Source organism: Maribacter arcticus (genome assembly GCF_900167935.1).
In the GTDB taxonomy this organism is placed as follows: domain Bacteria; phylum Bacteroidota; class Bacteroidia; order Flavobacteriales; family Flavobacteriaceae; genus Maribacter; species Maribacter arcticus.
The window spans coordinates 382,331-402,236 of the sequence record NZ_FUYL01000003.1 but is presented as its reverse complement, the minus strand read 5'-3'; the positions used below and the strand labels follow the sequence as shown (position 1 = coordinate 402,236).

Here is a 19,906-nt window from a genome sequence, read left to right as displayed (position 1 = left end):
TTTGGATAATTTACAGATTATAGGTAGTGAAGAGTGGTGTGTTTTTAATGAGTTGGGTATACCAGCTATAAAAGCAAGGGTCGATTCTGGCGCAAAAACATCTTCTTTACAGGCTGCGAATATAAAAATAGTTAATAGAGGGGCTAACGAATGGGTGAAGTTTGAAGTGAGCCCATTACAAGAAAATCGGAGTATTGCAATCGAATGTCAGGCAAGATTGGTTGATCGTCGGATGGTAAAAAGTTCTTCAGGTATATCTGAAGTACGCTTGGTTATAAAAACACCGGTTACCATTGGGGATTCCACTTTTGATATTGAGCTAACATTGGCGAATAGAGATACGATGGAGTTTAGAATGTTATTGGGTAGAGAGGCACTTAATGAGCGTTTTATAGTGAACCCAGCGGTTAATTATCAATTGCAAGATTTTGATGATACCGAAGTCAATAAAATGTACGCACCTTACTTTAAGGAAAAATCTGGATTAAAGATTGCGCTTTTGGCGAGTAATCCGTTATTGTACAGCAATAAAAGATTAATGGAAGCTGCTGAGGCTAGAGGACACGAAATTGTGTTTTTAAATGTAGAGCAGGTCTATATGAAACTTGATGCCCATTCTCCTGAAATAAGATATCGTGGTGGTACTATTCTTAAAGATTTTGATGCTGTTATACCACGTATTAAACCTGCGGTTACGTTTTATGGTTGTGCATTGATTCGTCAATTTAAAAACCTAGGGGTGTATTGTCAAAATTCTGCTGAAGCAATTACCCAATCCCGTGATAAGCTTTTTGCTTCTCAGTTATTCTCCAATAACGATATTCATATTCCTATTACAGGTTTTGCAAAATCACCTATGGATACCAAAGACCTTATTAAGATGGTTAACGGTGCGCCATTAATTATAAAACTTTTAGAAAGTACCCAAGGTAAGGGTGTGGTTCTGGCAGAAACAAATAAAGCTGCAGAAAGTGTTATCAATGCTTTCAAAAGTGTGAATACTAATATTTTGGTGCAAGAGTTCATTAAAGAAGCAAATGGTCAGGATATTCGTTGTTTTGTAGTGAACGGTAAGGTTGTCGCTAGCATGCAACGACAAGCTCAAAAAGGTGAATTTAGGGCGAATATTCATCAAGGTGGTGTAGCTTCAATTATTAAGATTACTCCAGAAGAAAAGAAATTAGCCTTAAAAGCAGCTAAAGTATTGAACTTGGCGGTTGCCGGCGTTGATATTATTAGATCTAATAAAGGGCCTTTATTGTTAGAGGTGAATTCATCTCCAGGACTTGAAGGTATTGAAAACGCTACAGGTAAGGATATTGCCAATGCTATGATTGTGGCAATTGAAAAACGTTTGAAGTATAGTAATTAAGAATTTGAAAAACAGGCTAAACCCTGTTTTTCAAATTTTCTAACATCGTTTCCGTAGTCTTTTGAAGGTCAAATTCGGCCTTCCATTTCCAATCTTTTTGTGCCTTAGAGTCATCTATACTACTTGGCCATGAATCGGCAATGGCTTGTCTGAAATCAGGCTTGTAGCCAATTTTAAACTCAGGAATAACTGCTTTAATGTTTTCAGCCATTTCTTTTGGGGTAAAACTCATTGCTGCTAAATTATAAGAAGAACGTTCCTTAATATTCTTGGCAGGAGCTTCCATTATCTGTAAAGTTGCACGTATCGCATCATCCATAAACATCATGGGCAATTTAGTGTCTTCTTTTAAAAAGCACGTGTATGAGCTTTCTGATAAGGCTTTATGGTATATTTCAACAGCATAATCGGTTGTACCACCTCCAGGCATTGTTTTCCAGCTAATAAGTCCAGGGTAACGAATACTACGCACATCCACATTAAACTTGTTGAAATAATACTCGCACCAGCGTTCGCCAGATTGTTTACTGATCCCATATACGGTACTAGGCTCCATTATGGTGTTTTGTGGGGTATCGTCTTTAGGGGTATTTGGACCGAAAACGGCTATGCTTGACGGCCAAAAAACTTTATCGATTTTTTTCTCTTTTGCTAAATTCAGTACGTTAAACAACGTATTCATGTTCAAGTTCCACGCACGCATCGGAAATTTCTCTGCCGTAGCACTTAACATGGCTGCCATTAAATAAATTTCACATATATCATAATAGGCAATAACTTCCTCTAAGTTATCATAGTTGGTGGCATCGAGTATCTCAAAGGGTCCAGACTGCATTAATTCGTCGTTACCTTCTCTTATGTCACTTGCTATGACATGTTGGTTTCCGTATTTTTCACGGAGGGCTAATGTTAGTTCAGTTCCTATTTGACCACAAGCTCCAATTATTAATATGTATTTTGGCATTTAAAATAGCGTTAAATGAATATTGGATAAAGATACCTTTTCTTAAAATTTGTACATTCGCTTATGCCCAAAATTATCTTTTTTTTAATAGTAATAATTCTGGCTTCTTCATGTAAAGAAGCTGTGTCAGGAACAGAAAATGTTCAGGATTCTCAATGGCAGGTTACTGATGGTCTTCCCAATAAAGTACGTCTAGATTCAAAAGCTCAGACTATACTTAATAATTGGAAAGATTTTATGGTCTTGGAAAGCAGTTTTGATAAGATTTATTCAACTGAAAATAGAGAAGATTTCGTTTTAATAATAGATGAATTAGTTGAAAATCAAAAAAAAATGGAGGCTGGTATTTATCCAAATTCTTTTGATATCCCTCAGATAAAAGGAAGACAAAAGGTTTTTAAAACCTATGTTTTAAAAACTAAAGGTGATTTAGAATATCGCCAAAACCCAAAAGAATCTTTGGTAGAAATGATAACCGCTTTCAATGACCTTAGAAATCAGTTTAATGTGGTGGTAAATAATACGCTACCAGATGAATTACGTGCGAATGAAGAAAATTAGTGTATTAATTCTATTTATGGGTACTGTGCTTTTTGGACAGAGTGATGAAAAAATTCTAATTGCTAAAGCTTTAGACGATTGGCATGCTGCTGCCAGTTCGGCTGATTTTGATACGTACTTTGGTCTAATGACTAAAGATGCTGTATTTATAGGAACAGATGCAACTGAAAATTGGCAGCGAGATGAGTTCATAAATTATGCTAAACCTCATTTTGATAAGGGTAGGGCTTGGAATTTTATGGCTTTCGAGCGGAATATTTATTTAAATAGTGAAACGAATTTTTCTTGGTTCGATGAACTTTTAGATACGCAAATGAAAATTTGTAGAGGTTCTGGTGTTTTGAAAAAAGTAAACGGTGAATGGAAAATTGCCCATTACGTTCTTTCTATAGCTGTGCCTAATGAGAATGTTGATGCATTAGTGAAAATCAAAAGTGAAAAGGACAGTCTTTTGATGAAACAAATAAGAAATAAATAAAAAAAGCGGATTCATTGGATCCGCTTTTTTTATTTAGTAAAACTTGATGTTATTTTTTTTCTTGAGGAGCATCTTTTCTAGATGTCAAAGCTTGCTTGCTTAAACTTGCCAAATTAAAATTTGGGTCTATTTGTAAAGCTTGGTCAATTGTAGCAATTGCTTGATCAATATTATTTTTGTCTATATTGTACTGTATAAGACCTTTAATGTGCATAAAAGCTGCTTTTAAAGGAACCTCGTAAGGTTGTTGACGCTCATAAAAAGCATATTTCATGTCGTCGGTAGCATTAGCAATACCATATTCTACATTGGTCATGGCGCCTGCATTGTCACCTAATTGAACTTTTAAATCTGCCAATTCATAAGCAAGATATGCATTAGGCTCTCTGATATTTAAAATTTCAAATTGCTCTAAAGATCTTTTTGGCTGATTTAAGGCCTTTAAAGAAATAGCTTTTACCTGTACTGCTAAGTCAGAATCAGAATCTACTTTTTCAATTCCAATGGTATTTAAAGCCTGTAAATGCTGATTATCATTTGCATAGATGTATGCAAGGGTATCATTTCTTTCCTTAGAAGGCGATAATACGTTCAAATGGGTCAATGCATTGATAACACCATCTACATCTCCTTGTAGACGCATTTGGTCATAAAATGCTTGATAATGCTTTTCTAATTCTGTCTTCGTTTGTGAATATCCAAAACTGCCAGAAAATAATGTGGCAATTAATACTATCAAAACTGTCTTTTTCATCTTTTTAGTTCTATTTAAGGTGCGCTAAACTATTAAAATATTCTGTATGATCCTGTTAAGGAAAGCCTTAAATGCTAAAAAAGGAAAAGGCGCCTAATAGACGCCTTCTCAGATTAATGATTTTATAAGAGTTTAAACCAATTCAATGATATTATTAGACTTTCTAAAAGAGTTTAAAAGATGGGAGTAAAACCCAATACTTTTATTGTCTTTTTCAACACAAGAATTTAAAAATTTACTTAGACTATTAAAAAGTAAATTAGTGTAAATTATTGGTAAATAGGTATTTATCGTTTTTGGGTCATATAAACTATCATCTTGTATTACCTCCATCTTTATTCTATGTCGGTGATAATCTATGGTTACATTGGTAGCATTGTAGTACTTTTTTAATAATGCGACATGTAATTGTTCGTACTTTCTAGAACCGTTAGGATTCTTACAACTTAGGGAGATGAGCTTCTCTAATTCAACTAAAACCCTCTCCCTCAATTTTGCTTTTTTCATGACATTTTGGTTTTATATTGCTATATAAAGGTATGCCATATATTGCTAAGTACTTGAAAATCAATAATATATTAACTATTTTGCATTCGATATGTTGTGAAAATGAATATAAGTGTTGTAAAGGGTTAGTTTATCGATGTAAGAAATTCATAATTATTAATAAGAAAAGGACTACAAGTGGTTATTAATTTATAGGTTTTGTTGCTTTCCGACTCATAGTATGGTGGAGTTAACCCTCTTTTCAATGCTTCCTTAGTGTAATATTCTTCTTTGGTTGGGTGTTGTGGATATACTGCATTGAGAATCGCATTCCAATGATTATGTTCAATAAGAGATTTTATTATTCCTATACAATCATCTAAATGAATTAGGTTGATGGGTGCATTACCTCCTTTAAGATTTTCCCTCCCAGATAGCATGGTAATCGGATGCCTTTTTGGACCAATTAATCCTCCAAATCGAATAATGGTAGTTTGTATTTGTTCATCATTTAGAAATAGATTTTCACACTCCAATAATTGAACCCCAGATGCTGTATTTGGGGAAGGCTTAGTTTTTTCTGTAACCCTACCTTCAGCTTCCCCATAAACAGCAGTGCTACTAGCAAAAATTACATGCTTTACACTCGATTTCTTAATGGCACCATACAATAGCTTTATTTTTTCGATATAGCTTTCCTTTGGCCCCTTACCTCTTAAGCCAGGAGGAATATTAATGATAAGTATGGATAACGTATTTAGAAACTCCGTGATTGGTCCTTTAATACCCTCCTCAGAAATTAATATTTTAAAGGGTTGAATCCCTTTTGTTTTCAATACTTTTATTTTTTCTTCTGAAGTGGTTGTACCGCTAATTCGATATCCTGTTTTATGCAACTCTTCCGCTAAGGGAAGTCCTAGCCATCCGCAACCTATAATTCCTATGTTTTTAGTCAAATTTTACTTTTTGAATGGTTAAAATGGCATCGTTAAGTATAAAAGGCATAGGTATTTCATTCTCTTTCCTTTGAGGTATAGTGAACAAAGCATTGCTCAATAAATCATTCGATGCCTCATAAACTGTTAATTCTAATTTTGCACCTAAAGGAATTTCTAAGTTTAGTTCTGTATAAACAATATCACTGATGTAATGGGTTATTAGTTTTCCATTCCCTCTATTTTTTAAATAATATTCAGATAGTTCTATGCCGTTTACATCAGCTTTTAAAATAGCTACCTCATTAGTAAAAACTTCTAGACGATTAATAGCCCTATTAGGTGTAATGCAAATTCTTAGCTGTCTAATCGAACCAATAACCGTGTCAAATTGTATATCGATATTTGGCGTTGGCACTTCCTTTAGAGGAGCCTTATTGGTATAGGTGAAATTAGAGCCATATTTACTGCTAATCGTATTCTTGGTTAATGTACTGTCTACGTAATTTTTATTGGTAATATATTGAGATGTCCAATCAGATAGAACATTTTCATACGTTGCCCACATCGCTTTTTCTTCATCAACATTTAAGACATAAAGTAAGCTCGTAGGTTTCGGACTTTCTTTAGTGAAATTAGATTGCATATGAGCAGATGCCATAAAACCTGCAAATAGCAAAAAACTAAGGAATGCCAATGCCGCTTTTTGTCGATATTTTGTAATCAGGGGTAATAATAAAAAGAAAATCAAAGTAGTAAGTAGGGTTGTGGCAACCATCATCTTTAGACCTAGACCAACAGGAAACATTTTAACAAATGGCGATAGAATAAATAAGGCAGGGATACCCAAAAATACCAACAAAAATGGATTCGGATTCTTTTGATTGATATGAACGTAAAGAGCAACTAAAAAACTAAATAACGGCACAATAAAAAATGCTGCTCCCTTAAGATAGACTGCTAATAAACCGCAAATTATTAGCCATAAAAAAAGAGGCGCCACCAATAAATTGGCTGTTTTCACCACTTTAAATCTATGGTATGCGTAGAAACATGTGCCTAGTGAGAAAAGAGTGAATGCAATAATATAGGCATGACCATTATAGGTGAACCCATGTAAAATATCTTTATAGCTCGGATAAAGCCATTTAAGTATCGACCAACTATAAAAACCAACAATACCGTTAATGCCAAGTGAGAATAATACCGGTATAAAACCCTTTAATATGTCCTTACCATTTAACACCTTCTTTTTAAAACCAGCTATTAAAAGAATAATAAATAATAGAACTGCTAGAATTAGCATGGGCATAATCCATGTAAAAGGGTAGGAGACCATTTTGAAAAATGGCACGTTAAAATAGACATTATCATTCAAGCTTTTCAAATCTCCTAAATCAATATTGCTAAAATGATTCAGTAAAGGCATTAGATAACTGCCTTGGTGGGCCAAGGTATTTCTATCTAATCGTTCATAATTATCATTTGCAGTATGATAATCGAAGTGATCATCGATAAAAGCAAAGTTAAAACCCTCTATATCGGCATCTTCCCTAAATACGGTTAAATCGGTATCATTAGGCAACATTTTATATATGCTATAGGCCAAGGAATTTGCTACCGGAAATTCAGGATTCGCAGTAATAAATTCTGAAATTAATCGGCTATTACCACGGTTAGTTTCCATTAGCATGTAACTAGGACCACCACTGCCACGTGCTTCAAAGTTTAAAACTAGACCTACATCTTTTAGCCATTCATGTTCGTCGACAAACAAGTCTGCACCATTTAAACCTAATTCTTCAGCATCAGAAATAAGGATGATAATATCGTTTTTAGAATTTGGATTCGTTTTTAGAAAAGCTCTTACACCTTCAAGTATAGTGGCAACTCCGCTGCCTGCATCACTTGCACCGAGTGATGAATGCGGATTGCTGTCATAATGACTTAATAATAACAAAGCCTTACCAGATTCTTTCCCTTTAATACGTGCAAGAATATTTTCCGCTTTGCTAAGATTACCCCAATCACCTGCAGTGTACCCTTCTTGTATAGATGTTTCGAGACCTAATTTTTGAAGCTCAGCGATGATATATGAACGTACTTTAGCGTGAGCAGGAAAACCAACTGCATGCGGTTCTTTTGATATTTCTTTTACATGTACTAATGCTCTGTCTGTAGAGAATTCAGTTTCTACAATCGTATTATCTGCATTGTATTGAGGCAAGAGTGCACGAAAGCTCCAATAGACAGCAAGAACAACTACTAGTAAAGTTAGAATGGTTGGTGTTTTTTTCATCATTATGATATTCTTTTATAAAGTCATAAATTATTAAAAAATAAGTTGCATACGTCGACTTTTATTAGTAAAAGTGATATTTTTTAGTATCTTTAGTAATCAACCTCTAAATAAACTGTTATGGGAATCAAAAGCTTTCAAGGCGTTCGAAAGATATTTAAAAAGGAATTTGAGGCCCCAATTTTGGTAGCCGATTACATGACGACTAAGTTAATCACTTTTTCGCCAGATGAGTCTATTTTGACTGTAATGGAAAAATTTGCCAAACACCACATTTCAGGTGGGCCAGTTTTAGACAATAATGGGTTTTTGGTTGGTATTATTTCGGAAGCAGATTGTATGAAGCAAATTTCTGAAAGTCGTTATTTTAACCAACCCATTTTAGATAAAAATGTTGAAAATTTTATGACTAAATCTGTAGAGACGATACCTCATGATATTTCAATTTTTGATGCTGCAGGTATTTTTGCACAACATAACAGAAGAAGATTACCTGTTATGAAAAGAGGTATTCTAGTAGGTCAAATTAGTAGAAAAGATATTGTTATCGCAGCTCTTAAGTTAAGCGGACATAACTGGAAGTAGTTTATTTTTTTATATTTTTAATAGCTAAAGGCACTCATTAGAGTGCCATTTTTTTACTCGTTACTCTCGCTTCACAATCATATAAAAATCATTGTCTAAAGGAAGGTACCCAAGGTCATATAAAAAGTAATACGTAGTTCCTTTTTTTGTGGTGTATAGATTGGTGACATAATCAAAATCGAAACCTTTATCTATTAAACGGGTTCTTGTTGTTTTGGTTTTACCATCGGTGAGTTTGTAACTATCTAAAACCCTATAATTTTTTCGAAGTCGATTGTTGATATTTCGAATGAGATTCTTACTATCAGGGTTCACCTTATTATTATAGGCATTACGACAATAATCATTACAGAATTTTTTATCTATTCTACCAATGACTTCTTTTCCACATTCCAAACATTTTTTCTTTTCCATATTTTATTGTCTGTGGTAATTAAATTTTACCTCGTTAGAGGTGCCATCTTCTTCGCCTACCTCAACATACATGTTTATCTCTTTATCTGATATTCGTTCTATAGTGAAGTCATCGAAATAAAAGCGGTCGCCTTCTTCCTTTACTAACTTAAAATCTATAGTTTCTTCTTTTTCTTCCCAACCACTTAAGTCAGCATTAAAGTGTTTTAGTTGTAGTATTAATGTGCCGTCTGTTTCTAGAATATGCCCAAATTCATAAAAACTTATCGCGCCATCTGCCACTAATCGAAATGAAAACATCATGACGCCGCCTAATGGTGGACTCCATATTTCTTCGGCAATACCACCAAAGGCTTCTCCTTTCCAATGACCTGTTAGCCACTCAATATTTTTAAGATTAGATTCTGGACTTGTCATTCCTGGTTTGAAAGACAATGTATTTTGAGCGTGTAATAAGCACGTGGCGCTAAAGAAGAATAGCAGTATTAGTTTCATATTGAGGTATTTCTACCAATATACAAATTAAACGGTTACAAACGCCTTTGTCTACTTTTCGTAAAATTCAATAGGTAAATCATCTGGGTCTGCAATAAATGTAAATCGCTTTTGAGTGAATTCATCAATCCGTATGGGCTCAGCAATTACATTATATGATTTACAATGTGCTATGATTTTATCTAAATCATCTACTTCAAAGGCTAAATGTCTGAGTCCGCACGATTCTGGTCTCGATGGTCGTTTTGGTGGATTAGGGAAAGAAAACAGTTCAATGATGTACTCACCATGTAAAGCCAAATCAAGTTTATATGATTTACGTTCTTCTCGGTATACTTCTCTTATTACTTCCAAGCTTAATACATCAATGTAGAATTGCTTAGAAACCTCATAATCTGAACTTATGATGGCAATATGGTGTACTTTATTCATTGATTGTTTAAGCTTTTGAAGTTTCCTTTCAATAATAGTATATTGAAAAAAGTTTATGATTGGTATTCTTTTGTTCTACGGTAAACTTTTCTTTTAAATTTTCGTTCGCTATTTATGGTTTATTTTTAGGTTGTTTAAATGACGCATTACGGTTGTATATTGTAACAAGTTACAATATTTCTTTTTTTATGATGGTTTTGATTTTTAAGGTATTATATACGTTAGAAAGCGCTTATTTGTCTTTATGAAGACAAAAGTACTCATCTGTTTGGCACATTGATATTTAGTGATTTCGTAAAATTCTATAGACTTGTAGTTGTTGCTTTATTTTTTAATTAGATATGCAGTAATACTTGTTTTAAAGCAAATTAACCAAATAAAAAACCACTGCCTTAGCCGTGGTTTTTTATAAGAATACCAATCTTGAACCGGAGAAACATCTTCCCTTAATTGTGGATGATATTTTATACTAGATTCCCATCTAAAGTAATTAGCTCTATTTCAGAACGATATTTATTTTCATCAAATCGCTTTTCCTTTGTTGGAATCCATTCCATGCCGTTTTCATACCTCATTACCACATTTTGTTTCAAGGGTTCCATGACCAGTAAATATATCCACTCATTATCTAAAAGTGTTTTTAGATGTTCATTTTGTAAAAGAATTTTTTGAACCCGATCTAATGGCGCTTGTACAAGTACTGTTAGTCGAAGAGGTTGATGATACATCTTATTATCTGTTTGGCGAATAGATTGTAAGGGAAGGCCCATTTTAAGATCGCCTCCATTTCCTTGTACTACACCAAATTTACCTGTTATGTTATGGGTAATCTTTGTGCCTCCACCAAAATTCTCATTATCTACAGTAGAAAAATAATAATGATTGTTAATCCATTGAGTGACTACCATGGGTCCTTGCAGTATGCTTTCTAATGCGGTACCTTCTGTATCCATTTCCCAGTCGTAAGAGTGAAGAAAGCAGCGGCTATAAAGATTAACGTTTTTAGTAAGTTCTCTAGGGCCTATTATAAAACCTGCGTTTTTGGCTAACCCCCATTCTGGTCTAGTTTCTCCCCAGTTATTAGCTTTTTTCTGGGCTTTAGAAATACTATTTTTTTCAACACCAAGCCTATCTTGAGTTGCTGTTTTTTGTGCTTTGAATAAATCCGAATTTATTTGAAATAGTAGTTTTTGATGTGAATTAGGTACTTCAGTATCAAATATTTCAATCTTATCTGTTGTGGTATTGTGTTCTGCTCCTACAAATACTGTAGTATATGGAATGATAATTTTATATTGATTTAGGAGTGCCTTTCTAACTTCAGAAAGATTTGCCAGCTTAGCCAGCATTCGGGCATTATGTCTACCTGGACTCGCTGCACATGCACCACAATCTAGACTGGAACCGAACGGATTGTTCGCAGAATGACTACCATGGCCTATAAAAAGTACCAAGGGCGAAAAATATTTCCATCCAGTGAGTTCAAATGCGGATTTTACGATAGCAACCTTTTCATCTAAAGGAATTCCATAATTAGAGTCATCAACAGTTAATCTATTGATTTTTGGTTCACATATACGCTCAAATGAAGGTGTGTTTTTTATTTTGAATTTATAAAAATACCCAGGTACTAGAGTGCGGGCCAATATTGAAAGGCCATAAAAAAATCCAGACCCTTCTACATACCCGAAAGCTGAGGGTAGCATATTCTTCATTCGAGATAGAAAAAATTCTCCGAATTTGAAGATTTTATTTTTCTTTTTGTAAGCTAATACCTTTTCTATTTTCTTTTCTTGTGGTATTTCAGAAACTTGATACGATGAAGACACAATTGGTGGACATGATTTACGAGACAGGCCGTTGTTTAAGTCTTTATAATCCATTGCAATTCCAAAAAATCCTGCATATCCAAATGTTTCATAATTACCTTTAGTTTCCACATGTCTCCTAATAAGTTCAGATCTTGTATCTATACAAAAGACCATTTGAGCATCTGGTGATTTTACTATAGGCTGAATATTTTTTATCTCATTCGATTCCTTTTCTAAATTATGGATTAATTGGTCTTGCCAACTTTTTTCCCAGGCTTTTAACCAGAGATATTGAAGTAGTTCTATGCTGCCATTTTTTTTTAGCTCATCATTTTGTGGAAGAATCTGTATTTTTAGTTGTTGGGCTACATATAACCGTACTGCTAAATAATCCTTTATGTTTATAGGATATTTTTGTTGCCAAAGTGAATTAGATTCAGACCTGTGTTTAATATACCCTGTCCATCCAGGTAAAGCTGCTAAATGACAAACTAAAATTTCAATATAGTCATCTTTTATATAGTCTTTTAAAACATGTGCTAAGGCTTCAGAGCTTGTTTTTGGAATATCGGTATTTTTTAGTATTACCAGCTCATCATCATACAGTGCCAAGGAGCGCCACGCATCATAAAACCCTTTTTCCTTACCGGGCATATCCCATTCTGCAAGACCCTCATCCATAAAAGCGGATAGCCACTTCACCATAATTCTATCCAAACTGTGAAAGCTATTTTTTTTCTCTGTCGGTACTTGCGATTCCAATTGACGAAGGTAGAATTCTGGAGTATTGGTGAGCCCGTTCTGTTTCAGAAGGTGCAATATATTTTCCTTTGCAATTTCTCCTTTTTCCCATGCTTGTCGGTAGAGAGTAGCTTCTGGAAAAACTCTCGCATTCAAAAGTTTTTTGGCGTGTCTTAAAGCGACTTTAAAAGGCGATTTTTCATACCCCGAAAGTGGGTTGGAGGTCACAAAGGAGTACAATGGCCAAGTCTTTCCAAAAATTTTAGAGGCTTCTTCGATACTTTTTAGAATATTTTGCTGGTTCATTAGAAGTTTGATTTATAAAATAATATGGATTTTTTATAGGGCTGAGACAGGTTAAGAAGTTTTACATATAACCAGGGAATCTTGCGGTAAAACCCAAGTTTCATAATGAAAAACCCTGCTAAGAAAATAATGCCAAAAACTATCTGTAGAGAGGAAAGAGGCAAGGGAACCGCGATCATTGGCATGTCTGCTAACATAAGGGTTACTGCATTATATAGCATTGCATACGTGCCTATGCCTAAGAAAAAAAGTAAGGGGGGCAAAATGATTTTTTGAGAAATTGACAGACTTCGCTCCTTTACGATATTATAGGTTACCTGACCTACGGTAATCGCTACTATTAAGGTTAGGAAAATACTACTGTCTATTTGGGTTCCCTTTCCTGTAAGCAAAACGAAAAGTGCGGCTCCTAGAGCTCCAAATAAAATTACAATTACTGCTTGTAGCGGTCTTATCTTAATTTCTAGTGGGGTTCGCGGTTTTGAATGTGCGATTTCTTCCCCAGAAGATAGAAATAGATAGGCCTTATAAAACCCGTGTAAGATTAAGTGTACTATTGCCGCATTGAAATAACCCAACCCGCATTGCATAATCATAAAGCCCATTTGAGCTATGGTAGAGCATGCCAGTTTTTGTTTTACATTAACTTGTAAAAGCTTGGTGAACTGAGCAATGATTGCAGTAAGTCCCCCAACAATCAACAGAATATTTAATGTGTTAGATGTAAAGATTAAGGTAGAAAATAAAGCTAATAATATTCCCGAACCATTTACGAAACCAGCGTGCATTAGTGCTGATGCAGGCGTGGGCGAGGTCATGGATGAAAGTAACCAACGATGGAATGGGTATATGGCAGATTGGATAAATGCCGCAATAATGATGCAAAGAGCTGATATGAAAACGATGTGCTGTGGTAGATTCTCTAGTATAAGAATTATTTTACTTATGGTAAAGGTTCCACTTTCATAAGCCAATAGTAGTAATCCAGAGCTTAGGAATAAACTACCAGTAAGAAAATAGCGAAAAGTAAATTTTAAAGCTTCCCGCGCCTCTCCCCATTCAGAATCTACACCGATTAAGTAAGACATGAAACCGCCCATCATCAGCCAGCTAAATAGTAATAGTAATACATGATTAGACGTGACTAAAAGCATTACAGAAAGCGTAAACCCTATGCAAAGCAACATGAATTTGGTATGGTATTTAAAGCCTTGTAGATAGGTTTTTGCATAACTACTTACAATGGCACTGAAGAAGGTGACGGTTGTCCAGATTAAAATAGTGAAACCATTAATTTTCAATATAGTTCCTTTAGACCATTCAGGTATCGTAGGAAAAAAATATAAGGCGTACATAATATTTCCAATAAATAATACCCACAGAAAAAGTGGAATAATATTTATAAGTGATATAGAAAGGGGGGTATTGTTTTTTTTGTTTGTATTTAAGGTCGTTTCTTCTTGTGACTTGTTTTCAAGAATCATGTGCAGATTTTATAAGAATTTTTAATTTTTGGATGTAGCATCTATTGTTTCCTATTTTCGCCCAGCTTGGCAATAAATACGAAACTTAAAATGACGCTACATATTAAAATACGGTCTAAAAAAATGGCTCCATTTACATAGGACATTATAATTAATAATGCAAGTAAGATTATGCCCATTACCGGTAAAATAGTAGATTTTGAAAATTGCATGTTCGATTTTTTTAGTGAAAGATGTTGTTAAAAGGTTCAATAAATAGGATTTTGATTGTTTAATTCGATGTAAAATTTTTATTCAGAAACCTTGATTTCCAAAATCCCATTGATTTCATATTTTTTACCAATTTCTTTGGTATTTACTAAGAACTCTTTGGTATTTAATTTTTCTTTTAGAAGTTCTTTAATGCGACCGTCCAAAAGGTCTGTTTTACAAATGTGATTTCCTTCCCAAAGCTGTAGCCTTTGTAGTTTGTGAAAGTTGATTTTTTCATCGATGAGTGACATAATAATATCGTTCGCTTCTGAGGAAGTGAATTCACCTTTGATCAATTGAATTTTTTTTGTTGAGGATACTTTTTTTGTTTCCATTTTAAGACTTTTAAGATTAATTACTATTTGTTAAAGCAAAGATTATGTATTTTAATTATAAATTTTTATTTATATTAGTTATACTATACATAAACAAATTTTATGCATTATACGTTGCACCAACTTCAAATATTTTTAAAAATAACCCAAATACAGAGTATTACTAAAGCTGCTGAGGAGCTCCATTTGACCCAGCCTGCAGTTTCTATTCAGTTAAAAAATTTTCAAGACCAGTTTCCTATTCCCTTGACCGAGGTGGTAGGTAGAAAGCTTTATATCACAGATTTCGGAAAGGAAATAGCCTTGGCAGCGGAAAAAATACTAAATGAGGTTTATGCTATTAATTACAAAACCTTGGCATACCAAGGTTCCCTTTCAGGGAGGCTCAAAATATCAATAGTATCAACTGGTAAATATGTAATGCCTTATTTTTTATCTGACTTCATGAAGATTAATTCTGGGATAGACCTTTTTATGGATGTAACCAATAAAGCGAGAGTGATTGAAAATCTAGAATTGAACGAAGTAGATTTTGCACTAGTTTCCGTTTTGCCTAATAAATTGAAAGTAAACAGGGTGGAACTGATGTCTAATAGATTGTTTTATGTAGGTAGTTCAGATCTTAAGTTTAAGGGAACTCCAAACAAAAAGAAATTGTTTGAGGACCTGCCCTTAATTTATAGAGAACAGGGATCGGCGACTAGAAATGCAATGGAAACTTTTATTGAAACGAATAAGCTTTCTGTCCGAAAAAAGATTGAACTGACCTCAAATGAGGCAGTTAAACAAGCAGTAGTTTCTGGCTTAGGATGTTCTATAATGCCTTTAATCGGTATTAAAAATGAACTTAAATATGGGGATTTGCAAATTATACCGGTAAAAGGACTTCCCCTCGTAACTACTTGGAATTTAATTTGGCTGCAATCAAAGAAATTGTCTCCTGCTGCAAGTGCCTTACTTGAATTTTTGGAAAAACAAAAGGAAGATATTATAAAAGAGAAATTTGCCTGGATCAATAATTTTTAATCTCGCAACAAAAGTATTCTTGACTAAATTTTATTGGAATCCTTTGTATGTTGTTAAAAAGCCTTAATCTAAGGAATATTGAGTTTCTCGAATTCTTTAATCATCTATTTGAACTTTTCGAATTGCAACACCCTGGCCCTGGCGCATCCTTTTTTTTAAAATTTAGTTGATGTTAATTAGATTAATGAAATTGTGATAAATACTAACCCTATTTTGATTTTTTTAACCTCTTTTCTTCTTTTTTTTCTTTAGCTGTTTTTACCGGTGCCTTTTTTACATTTTTCTTTGCGTCTTGACCTTTTCCCATGATTTTTTATTTAATAATTATTAATATATGTTTTTATTCCTCTTTGTAATCAATTCTTCTAATGAACTTTATTTTTTGTCTCTTGCCTTGTAATTAACTTCAATTTAAGCTTTTTATAAATTACTTATCATTTAGCTATCTTAAGTTTATACTTCTGCAATAAACCGACAAGGCCATCATTTGAAAAAATGGCACCTGTCATTCTATTGTTTTCAGGGTTTATGCTATAATTTAAAGCACTGCTAAAATCTGTTTTTTCAAGATTTGCTCTCGAGAAAATAGTACGATTTAAATCGCACGAATCAAAGTTTGCTTTACTAAGGTCGCAATCTGAAAATTCTGCTTCATTCAATTTACACGATACAAATAACTGCCCTACAAGTTTTAATTCATTAAAAATCGCATAACTGAGATTACAGTCAAAGAACGATATGTCCATTAAAAACGTATTGCACGTATTAAAGGCCACTCCCATAAGTTTACAATGTGAAAACTTCACCTCTTTAAAGGTGGTATTTACAATATTCGAATTACTTAAGTTACATTCTATAAATTCACATTCCATGAATAACTGGTTGTCTAAATATCCTTCAGAAAAGGTACATCCTTCAAAAACGCAATTTTCATATTCTGCTCTTGGTAAACGAGTTTTTGTAAAATCTTCTCCTTTATAAGTTATGTCAATAATTAGAGTGTTCAATACGTCGTATCTTTATTTTATTTATTAGATATTATTAGTGCCGGAATTTCTAAACTTCTAAACGCCTCATTGTATGCTGCCATTTCAGTAGTAATGATTGCATTATGTTCTGTTTTAAACGTTTTCCATTGCGTTAAAAGGTCTTGTAATCTAACCTTGGCACCTGCTGTAACTTTTGGTTCAACTACATCTATGTAACCTCTTAAATTTAAAAGTTGAGCATTCAACTTATTTTCAAAATTGATTACATCTTGAAATGTTTTTTGATTGGGTTGTATTAAATTTTCTTCCCAAGCCGTTATACGTTTAATCAATGTATCTCCTTGTTTTAAGAGAGATTTAGCCTTCTCATTATCTTTTAGGAGTTTAGCATAATCTTTTAATTGGGTCTTTGCCGAACGCATCGAATTCACTGAATTATGTATATCAACCACAGTTGCTTCTATAGTCTTTAAAAGTTCTTGTTGCCCTGCATAATCTGTTGGACTACTTTTCACTTTCGGATTCGGTAAAATTTTCACTATAGTTTCTGTGATAGTCGTTCCTAAACTTAGTTTTAAAGTATAGTCTCCTGGGCCTACTGTAGAACCATCATGACCACCAAGTACAAACACATTATCAACAGCGGGTAAACGCTCTCTTTTAAAATCCCAAGTAAATCGATTGTAACCTTTTTTAGAAGGTAATACATCTGGTTTAGACGGGCCTCCTGGCCAAGATTTGAAGTCTTTTGGTTTTTGGTTGGTAATGGAACGAATGACTTCACCGTCTTTTAAGACCTCTAACTTTAGTTCTGTGCTATCTTGTTTTTCACTTAAATAGTAGTCAAACGTTACTCCGCTTTTAGGATTGCTCCCTAACCCAGGAATAGGTTTGTCACTTGACCCACCCATAAATAAATAAGTGTCTTTAGGTTGAAAAATAGTAACTTCTTGTTTAGGTGTTTTTATATTTTGTAACGTAGCCAAATCATCTAAAATCCAAAATGCACGACCGGCAGTGGCCACAACTAAATCATTATCTTGAATAGTTAAATCATTAATTGGAGTTACCGGTAGGTTTAATTGTAAAGGTTGCCAATTTAAGCCATCGTCCAAAGAGATGAAAAGACCTGTTTCGGTACCTGCATAAAGTAATCCCTTTATCTTTCTGTCTTCATGAACAACACGGGTAAAGGTATTGTCACCAGTTATTCCATTCGTAATCTTCGTCCAAGTGGTGCCATAGTCTGTGGTTTTAAAAATATAATTATCAAAATCCATCGACTTATACCGCATAAGCACAATATAAGCCGTTGCTGGGTCATGTGGAGATACTTCAATGCTATTAATAATTCCTTCTTTAATACCCGTTGGTGTAACATTTTTCCAAGTATTACCACCGTCTTTTGTGACATGTACCAAACCATCATCGCTACCTGACCAAATAACACCTTCTTCATGTGATGATTCGGTAAGGTAGGTAAGGGTATTATATATTTCACCACCTGCAGCTTCGTTGGTAAATGGCCCACCACCTAGACCGTGTCTGTCTTTTTCGTTTCGAGTTAAATCGGGACTAATGACAGACCAGCTTTGTCCTTCGTCTGTAGATTTGAAAACTACATTACCACCGTGATAAATCGTTTTTCTATTATGAGGTGATGTAATAATGGGTGCATTCCAGTTATACCTGTATTTTGCATTTTCGGGCGAGATACTCAAACCGAGTTCTGGATATTCTTTAATAGGTTTTGATTCTTTTGTATTGGCATCCCACTTATCAATATTTCCTTGGTAAGTACCACCATAAATCAATTGCGGATTATCTGGGTCAAAAGCTAAAAAAGCGCTTTCTCCACCGGCAACTGAATACCAATCTTTCCAATCGATACCTCCATCGTTAGTTCTTGAAGCTATGGCAACTGTAGAATTATCTTGTTGGCCACCATATACATTGTAAGGCACTAAATTATCTGTAATAACCCTGTAAAATTGTGCTGTGTTTTGATTTTCTTGGGTGCTCCAACTTTTGCCGCCATTGTTTGACACATTAGACCCACCATCATTAGAATTAATCATGCGTTGATTGTTCAAAGGGTCAATCCATAAATCGTGATTATCACCATGTGGAGTAGATAGTGGGGAAAAAGATTTTCCCCCATCAATGGATTTAGTCACTGGGGCGTTCAAAACATATACAATATTCTCATTTTGTGTATCAGCGAAAATCTCCATATAATACCACGAACGGGTAATATTGATTCTGTCCTTATTAATTAATGTCCACTTCTTACCCGCGTTATCAGATCTATAAACACCTCCTTTTTCACCTTCAGCCTCTATTACAGCAAATACCCGCTCAGGATTTGCTCGTGACACCGAAACACCGATTTTTCCCATTTCTTTTGGAAGACCTTCGGTTAATTGTTTCCAAGTATCACCGCCATCAGTTGATTTATAGATACCCGAATTTTTTCCGCCAGATTCCATCGTCCAAGGAAAACGTCTATGTTGCCACATTGCAGCATACAGTATCGTTGGGTTGGTCATATCCATAGATAAGGCAGAGGCACCTGTGATATTGTCTATAAAAAGAACATTCTCCCAAGTTTCACCACCATCTATAGATTTATAAATACCACGTTGCGATGAAGGACCATATTGTGCTCCTTGGGCAGAAATAAGAATAATATCAGGATTGGTTGGGTCTATGATAACATCAGAAATATGTCTGGTTTCACCTAACCCTATATGTTTCCAGGTTTTGCCTGCATCGGTAGATTTGTAAACACCATCACCCATAGAGGTCATTACTCCTCTAGCGGCATGCTCGCCCATACCGGCAATAACAATATTGGGATTGCTTTCAGATACTGAAATGGCACCTACGGTCGCAGTTTTCAAGAATCCGTCAGAAATATTGTTCCATGTAATTCCGTCATCCGTAGTTTTCCAAATTCCACCACCAACAGTTCCCATGTAGTAGGTCATGGGTTGACCGACTACACCGGTTGAAGCAACACTTCTTCCACCTCTAAACGGACCAATATTTCGCCATTTTAATCCTTGAAAAAGTGAATCTTCTAGTTTGATCGTTGGCTCGGTGACCTTATTTTTTCTACGTTGCGATTGTAGTGCTAGAGGAGAAATAAAGAGCAGTAGTAGTAAAAGTTTGATGGTTTTCATAA

The 19,906-nt window shown here is 34.5% G+C and carries 18 protein-coding genes; 5 read left to right on the top strand and 13 right to left on the bottom strand.

The features are described from left to right. The first annotated feature begins 1 nt into the window (after position 1). The gene (gene rimK, locus B5X55_RS07115; protein ID WP_079511912.1) at positions 2 to 1,372 is read left to right on the top strand and encodes a 30S ribosomal protein S6--L-glutamate ligase; all 1,371 of its coding nucleotides are present in this window, start codon (positions 2 to 4) and stop codon (positions 1,370 to 1,372) included. 16 nt (positions 1,373 to 1,388) lie between these two features. Here rimK and B5X55_RS07110 read toward each other — a convergent pair whose 3' ends face one another. Beyond that, the gene (locus B5X55_RS07110; protein WP_079511911.1) at positions 1,389 to 2,336 is read right to left on the bottom strand and encodes an NAD-dependent epimerase/dehydratase family protein; all 948 of its coding nucleotides are present in this window, start codon (positions 2,334 to 2,336) and stop codon (positions 1,389 to 1,391) included. Positions 2,337 to 2,399: 63 nt separating this feature from the next. Between B5X55_RS07110 and B5X55_RS07105 the strand changes: the two genes are divergently transcribed. Together B5X55_RS07105 and B5X55_RS07100 are read left to right on the top strand one after the other, a co-directional pair. Beyond that, positions 2,400 to 2,897: a hypothetical protein gene (locus B5X55_RS07105; RefSeq protein WP_079511910.1), complete on the top strand. Its 498-nt coding sequence runs from the start codon at positions 2,400 to 2,402 to the stop codon at positions 2,895 to 2,897. Then, positions 2,884 to 3,375 (top strand): nuclear transport factor 2 family protein, encoded by a 492-nt coding sequence (locus B5X55_RS07100; RefSeq protein WP_079511909.1) that lies wholly within the window; start codon positions 2,884 to 2,886, stop codon positions 3,373 to 3,375. Before B5X55_RS07105 ends, B5X55_RS07100 begins: the two co-directional genes overlap by 14 nt. Positions 3,376 to 3,424: 49 nt before the next feature. On the opposite strand, the gene B5X55_RS07095 is transcribed toward B5X55_RS07100, so the two are convergent. The 4 genes from B5X55_RS07095 to B5X55_RS07080 all read right to left on the bottom strand — a co-directional run bounded on the left by B5X55_RS07095 (position 3,425) and on the right by B5X55_RS07080 (position 7,849). Next, on the bottom strand, positions 3,425 to 4,129 hold the full coding sequence (locus B5X55_RS07095) for a hypothetical protein (protein WP_079511908.1): 705 nt from the start codon (positions 4,127 to 4,129) through the stop codon (positions 3,425 to 3,427). 132 nt (positions 4,130 to 4,261) lie between these two features. Further along, on the bottom strand, positions 4,262 to 4,636 hold the full coding sequence (locus tag B5X55_RS07090; protein WP_079511907.1) for a hypothetical protein: 375 nt from the start codon (positions 4,634 to 4,636) through the stop codon (positions 4,262 to 4,264). A 125-nt stretch (positions 4,637 to 4,761) separates the two neighbouring features. Further along, positions 4,762 to 5,571 (bottom strand): NAD-dependent epimerase/dehydratase family protein, encoded by an 810-nt coding sequence (locus B5X55_RS07085; protein ID WP_079511906.1) that lies wholly within the window; start codon positions 5,569 to 5,571, stop codon positions 4,762 to 4,764. After that, positions 5,564 to 7,849 carry a M28 family peptidase gene (locus B5X55_RS07080; protein WP_079511947.1) on the bottom strand — a complete coding sequence of 762 codons (2,286 nt, stop codon included), beginning with the start codon at positions 7,847 to 7,849 and terminating at the stop codon, positions 5,564 to 5,566. The genes B5X55_RS07085 and B5X55_RS07080 overlap by 8 nt, the downstream gene beginning before the upstream one ends. Before the next feature lie 120 nt (positions 7,850 to 7,969). On the opposite strand from B5X55_RS07080, the gene B5X55_RS07075 reads away from it, so the two are divergent. Further along, a complete protein-coding gene (locus B5X55_RS07075; protein WP_079511905.1) occupies positions 7,970 to 8,434 on the top strand; it encodes a CBS domain-containing protein in 465 nt (154 codons plus the stop codon). A gap of 60 nt (positions 8,435 to 8,494) precedes the next feature. Here B5X55_RS07075 and B5X55_RS07070 read toward each other — a convergent pair whose 3' ends face one another. From B5X55_RS07070 to B5X55_RS07045, 6 genes are all read right to left on the bottom strand, one after another. After that, positions 8,495 to 8,848 (bottom strand): hypothetical protein, encoded by a 354-nt coding sequence (locus tag B5X55_RS07070; protein ID WP_079511904.1) that lies wholly within the window; start codon positions 8,846 to 8,848, stop codon positions 8,495 to 8,497. 3 nt (positions 8,849 to 8,851) lie between these two features. After that, positions 8,852 to 9,343 carry a DUF6265 family protein gene (locus B5X55_RS07065; protein ID WP_079511903.1) on the bottom strand — a complete coding sequence of 164 codons (492 nt, stop codon included), beginning with the start codon at positions 9,341 to 9,343 and terminating at the stop codon, positions 8,852 to 8,854. Between the two features lie 51 nt (positions 9,344 to 9,394). After that, positions 9,395 to 9,775, bottom strand: a complete 381-nt coding sequence (locus tag B5X55_RS07060) for a VOC family protein (RefSeq protein ID WP_079511902.1) — start codon at positions 9,773 to 9,775, stop codon at positions 9,395 to 9,397. A gap of 464 nt (positions 9,776 to 10,239) precedes the next feature. Then, the gene (locus tag B5X55_RS07055; RefSeq protein WP_079511901.1) at positions 10,240 to 12,633 is read right to left on the bottom strand and encodes a DUF2309 domain-containing protein; all 2,394 of its coding nucleotides are present in this window, start codon (positions 12,631 to 12,633) and stop codon (positions 10,240 to 10,242) included. Then, positions 12,633 to 14,117: a proton-conducting transporter transmembrane domain-containing protein gene (locus tag B5X55_RS07050; RefSeq protein WP_079511900.1), complete on the bottom strand. Its 1,485-nt coding sequence runs from the start codon at positions 14,115 to 14,117 to the stop codon at positions 12,633 to 12,635. Before B5X55_RS07050 ends, B5X55_RS07055 begins: the two co-directional genes overlap by 1 nt. A gap of 290 nt (positions 14,118 to 14,407) precedes the next feature. Beyond that, entirely contained in the window at positions 14,408 to 14,704 is a 297-nt protein-coding gene (locus tag B5X55_RS07045; protein ID WP_079511899.1) for a hypothetical protein, read from the bottom strand. A 102-nt stretch (positions 14,705 to 14,806) separates the two neighbouring features. On the opposite strand from B5X55_RS07045, the gene B5X55_RS07040 reads away from it, so the two are divergent. Beyond that, positions 14,807 to 15,730: a LysR family transcriptional regulator gene (locus B5X55_RS07040; RefSeq protein WP_079511898.1), complete on the top strand. Its 924-nt coding sequence runs from the start codon at positions 14,807 to 14,809 to the stop codon at positions 15,728 to 15,730. A 434-nt stretch (positions 15,731 to 16,164) separates the two neighbouring features. On the opposite strand, the gene B5X55_RS07035 is transcribed toward B5X55_RS07040, so the two are convergent. Both B5X55_RS07035 and B5X55_RS07030 read right to left on the bottom strand, forming a co-directional pair. Next, on the bottom strand, positions 16,165 to 16,737 hold the full coding sequence (locus tag B5X55_RS07035) for a pentapeptide repeat-containing protein (RefSeq protein WP_079511897.1): 573 nt from the start codon (positions 16,735 to 16,737) through the stop codon (positions 16,165 to 16,167). A gap of 17 nt (positions 16,738 to 16,754) precedes the next feature. After that, positions 16,755 to 19,904, bottom strand: coding sequence for a WD40/YVTN/BNR-like repeat-containing protein (locus tag B5X55_RS07030; RefSeq protein ID WP_079511896.1), 3,150 nt, complete (start codon positions 19,902 to 19,904; stop codon positions 16,755 to 16,757). Positions 19,905 to 19,906 lie beyond the last annotated feature (2 nt).

Coding starts and splice junctions, on each gene's coding strand:
- B5X55_RS07030 (WP_079511896.1), bottom strand. CDS start 19,904: ATGAAAACCATCAAACTTTTACTACTACTGCTCTTTATTTCTCCTCTA.
- B5X55_RS07055 (WP_079511901.1), bottom strand. CDS start 12,633: ATGAACCAGCAAAATATTCTAAAAAGTATCGAAGAAGCCTCTAAAATT.
- B5X55_RS07075 (WP_079511905.1), top strand. CDS start 7,970: ATGGGAATCAAAAGCTTTCAAGGCGTTCGAAAGATATTTAAAAAGGAA.
- B5X55_RS07095 (WP_079511908.1), bottom strand. CDS start 4,129: ATGAAAAAGACAGTTTTGATAGTATTAATTGCCACATTATTTTCTGGC.
- B5X55_RS07050 (WP_079511900.1), bottom strand. CDS start 14,117: ATGATTCTTGAAAACAAGTCACAAGAAGAAACGACCTTAAATACAAAC.
- B5X55_RS07090 (WP_079511907.1), bottom strand. CDS start 4,636: ATGAAAAAAGCAAAATTGAGGGAGAGGGTTTTAGTTGAATTAGAGAAG.
- B5X55_RS07040 (WP_079511898.1), top strand. CDS start 14,807: ATGCATTATACGTTGCACCAACTTCAAATATTTTTAAAAATAACCCAA.
- B5X55_RS07080 (WP_079511947.1), bottom strand. CDS start 7,849: ATGAAAAAAACACCAACCATTCTAACTTTACTAGTAGTTGTTCTTGCT.
- B5X55_RS07070 (WP_079511904.1), bottom strand. CDS start 8,848: ATGGAAAAGAAAAAATGTTTGGAATGTGGAAAAGAAGTCATTGGTAGA.
- B5X55_RS07105 (WP_079511910.1), top strand. CDS start 2,400: ATGCCCAAAATTATCTTTTTTTTAATAGTAATAATTCTGGCTTCTTCA.
- B5X55_RS07045 (WP_079511899.1), bottom strand. CDS start 14,704: ATGGAAACAAAAAAAGTATCCTCAACAAAAAAAATTCAATTGATCAAA.
- B5X55_RS07065 (WP_079511903.1), bottom strand. CDS start 9,343: ATGAAACTAATACTGCTATTCTTCTTTAGCGCCACGTGCTTATTACAC.
- B5X55_RS07110 (WP_079511911.1), bottom strand. CDS start 2,336: ATGCCAAAATACATATTAATAATTGGAGCTTGTGGTCAAATAGGAACT.
- B5X55_RS07060 (WP_079511902.1), bottom strand. CDS start 9,775: ATGAATAAAGTACACCATATTGCCATCATAAGTTCAGATTATGAGGTT.
- B5X55_RS07100 (WP_079511909.1), top strand. CDS start 2,884: ATGAAGAAAATTAGTGTATTAATTCTATTTATGGGTACTGTGCTTTTT.